Annotated in this window: 4 protein-coding genes; 2 read left to right on the plus strand and 2 right to left on the minus strand. The window is 41.1% G+C overall.

The features are described from left to right. Positions 1-122: 122 nt before the first annotated feature. Together IQ229_RS19155 and IQ229_RS24600 are read left to right on the plus strand one after the other, a co-directional pair. Positions 123-1,604, plus strand: a complete 1,482-nt coding sequence (locus tag IQ229_RS19155) for a GTP-binding protein (RefSeq protein WP_194046464.1) — start codon at positions 123-125, stop codon at positions 1,602-1,604. Between the two features lie 170 nt (positions 1,605-1,774). Next, positions 1,775-1,900 carry a hypothetical protein gene (locus tag IQ229_RS24600; protein ID WP_265582997.1) on the plus strand — a complete coding sequence of 42 codons (126 nt, stop codon included), beginning with the start codon at positions 1,775-1,777 and terminating at the stop codon, positions 1,898-1,900. Between the two features lie 103 nt (positions 1,901-2,003). Here the strand turns inward: IQ229_RS24600 and IQ229_RS19160 are convergent, their stop codons facing one another. Continuing rightward, positions 2,004-2,243, minus strand: coding sequence for a hypothetical protein (locus tag IQ229_RS19160; protein WP_194046466.1), 240 nt, complete (start codon positions 2,241-2,243; stop codon positions 2,004-2,006). Between the two features lie 64 nt (positions 2,244-2,307). Continuing rightward, positions 2,308-3,249, minus strand: a complete 942-nt coding sequence (locus tag IQ229_RS19165; RefSeq protein ID WP_194046468.1) for a molybdate ABC transporter substrate-binding protein — start codon at positions 3,247-3,249, stop codon at positions 2,308-2,310. Positions 3,250-3,406 lie beyond the last annotated feature (157 nt).

The following is a 3,406-nucleotide window of genomic DNA, read 5'->3' on the forward strand; positions in this document are numbered from 1 at the left end:
GCAACTTCCCCGCTGCTTCCCTGCTCCCCTGCTTCCCTGCTCCCTCATCTCGACAAACTTCTGTTAAAAATAACTAGGATAAGAGACAGGGCTAATTTAAAAATCCCAAATTTCAAATTGATATGACTTCGACATTGCCCGTGCCTGAACCTCATCAAAGCGATTCCGCTAACACTGACGCAAATTCTCTCAGCTGGGAGGAAGAATTGGATAGTGCTATTTTCAGTTTTGAAGACATTCAGACGGAACTGAACTATAAACAAGCACAAACAGCGTTGCGAAACTTGGTAGCCAATCTCGACCTTACTCCCCAGGAAAAAACCGGATTGGAGGCAGAAATTGCTGATTTGGAAACCATGCTAGGGAAGTTAGACCGCATGGTGGTGCAGATTGCGGCTTTTGGCATGGTGGGACGTGGTAAGTCTTCTCTACTCAATGCTTTGGTTGGGCAAACGGTATTTGAAACTGGGCCGCTGCACGGTGTCACCCGTACTGCTCAAACAGTTAATTGGAGTATTAGCGAGGAGATGATTGGGGAAACTGAACGTGCTTTGCGTGTCACTCTCCCTGGTGTAGGTCAATCCCAAGTGGAATTAATTGATACTCCTGGGTTAGATGAAGTAGATGGTGCAACCCGCGCTGCCTTAGCTGAACAGATTGCCAAACAAGCAGATTTGATTTTGTTTGTGATATCTGGTGATATGACAAAGCTGGAATACGCCGCCCTTTCTCAGTTGCGGGAAGCAGGTAAACCGATCATTCTGGTATTTAACAAAGTAGACCAGTATCCAGAAGCAGACCGGATGGCAATTTATCACAAAATCCGGGATGAAAGGGTGCGGGAATTACTCACACCTCTAGAAATTGTCATGGCTGCGGCATCGCCATTGGTGAAGACGGCGATTCGTCGCCCTGATGGTACGAGGGGCATACAGTTGCGTACAGGGAATGCCCAAGTCGAGGAACTGAAGCTGAAAATCTTGGAAATTCTGCATCGTGAGGGCAAAGCCTTGGTTGCCCTTAATACTATGCTTTATGCCGATATTGTAAATGAGCAGTTGGTTGAGCGAAAACTGATGATTCGGGAACAGAATGCCAATCAGTTGATTTGGAAGGCTGTAATGACTAAGGCATTAGCGATCGCACTCAATCCCGTAACTGTGGTAGATATTCTGAGTAGTGTGGTAATTGATATTGCTCTGATTTTGGGTTTATCTAAACTCTATGGCTTCTCTATGACCGAAGCTGGGGCTGTACAATTGCTACAAAAAATCGCCCTAAGTATGGGCGGTATCGGTGCTAGTGAATTGTTAGCAAATTTAGGCTTGAGTGGATTAAAAACTTTACTTGGAATTTCTGCAACAGCTACGGGTGGCATTGCGCTAGGCCCTTATATATCGGTAGCAATTACCCAAGGAGGAGTAGCTGGTGTTTCTTCTTACGGTATTGGACAAGTTACCAAAGTTTATTTAGCCAATGGCGCAACTTGGGGGCCTGATGGGCCGAAAGCAGTGATTAATCGGATTTTGACAAATTTGGATGAGACTTCAATTCTTAACCGGATTAAAGATGAATTACTCCACAAAGTAAAACTCAAAAAGTGATGTATAAATCAGGTTTGGTCAGTCATATTTATCCTTAAAGCTGATTCGTCAAGAAAAGCTTAAAGCGGCGTTCACTTTATCATCAGACGAATTAATGAGCCATAAATCGTAAGCGTTCAGGGCGTAGCAGGGCGATCGTAAACGCAACCAGAATCTGGTAGTGTGAGGTCATGGAAGAAAAGGTTCCAAATTACTTAGAGGAAGTACCCCCTAAAGATTGGGAAAGAACTCCAGCCAGCGTCAAAAAACTGGTGGAGGAGATGGGTCAGCGAATAGAAACATTGGAAAAACAATAAGCTGAATTCTTATTGGTTCAGCAACAGTTATAGGACTTACGCAAAAACCCTCTCAAACTCTCATTCCTCCGTGACCTCTGCGCCCTCTGTGGTTCGTTTTCCGTTACCCGTGCGTAAGTCCTAAGTTATTAGAAAAAGTAAATAGCACATCAAAAAATTCATCATTACCAATGGGATCTCCTTGTCCCTGTTCTGCATTTCCATTAACAATAATATTTTGACCAAGGGTAGCTGCATGGGTAGGGCTAGTAAGCAAAATACTCGATGGAATTACTGCTATCAGAGCTATACCTGCTTTTGCTATTTGTTTAAAGTAAAAAGTAAATGTATTGAGCTTATTCATATTTTACTTTTTTATTAAAGGTGTTATCAGGCTGACTTAGAAAAAGACGAAATTAGTAAGTTTTCTACCTAGCTTGGTCTATTTTTATTAATTGCTTTTTGATCCATTTTTTATTCAAGATAAAAGCTATCCCTACCGCCAGCAAAATTCCACCCGCACCTTGATGTTCGAGAACAGAAGTAGAAGGTGCGCTAAATCCATACTTTGCTAAAATTTCTTGCCCTTTTTGTGACAGGATATATTCAGCCAACTTTTCACCATCAGGATCGGCATTTTTCAGTGTAGTTAGTCCATAATTAGCTTTCGTTGCTAAATAGACGGGTAACTCTACTATTTGCAAATTTTCACCACCTTCTGTTGCTTGGGCAGTTTTGCCACTGGTGTAATAAGCTAAAAAGATATCTGCCTGCTTTGTTTCTTCTAAAAAGTAGACTAAATTATTTTTGCCATTAGGAACTATAGGAGCATTAGGATTACCACCTACTAACTGTAATGCTTTATCCTTCAAAATTTGAGAATTACTAGATTTAATCTGATTGGCTTTATCAAATATCTCCCATGCATAGTTACCAGATGGATCTGCTATAGGGGTTGAAGTTCCCAATTTGATTTCAGGTTTTAGCAAAAAGTTCAACAAATTATCTGATGTGACACCAATTCCCGATCTGACAACAGCAGTCATGCGGTTGCTAGTGAAGTTCACTACAGGTTCACTCAAACCTTCTTCAAACAATGTTTGAGGGTTATCAATATCTGCACTGGCAAAAACATCTGCGGATTTTCCAGTTTCAGAGAATTCTTGTTCTATAAATTCTCGTGTTAAACCAGACGGGCCAAATCGCGTTTCTACTGGAATTCCATATTTTTCGTTAAAAGATTCAGCTACTTCTGTAAGACTATCGCGCAAACTTCCAGCACCGTATAGTTTAACTGCAAATGCTTGAGTTGGCAGAGTCACACCGACAGCACAAGCTATCAGTGAAAAGGCAAAAAAATGCTTTTTCATAGTTGTTATATTATTGCGTTACTATTTCTACTAAGTGAATTATCTGTAACCCACACTGAAGCATAGGTTTTGGTAAATATCTAAACTATTACCTCTGCCCATTAACTTTATAAATGAGTTTTGATATGTGCGTGGTTTGTAGTTAGAGTTATAGTAC

The organism is Nostoc cf. edaphicum LEGE 07299 (genome assembly GCF_015207245.1).
Lineage (GTDB): Bacteria > Cyanobacteriota > Cyanobacteriia > Cyanobacteriales > Nostocaceae > Nostoc > Nostoc edaphicum_B.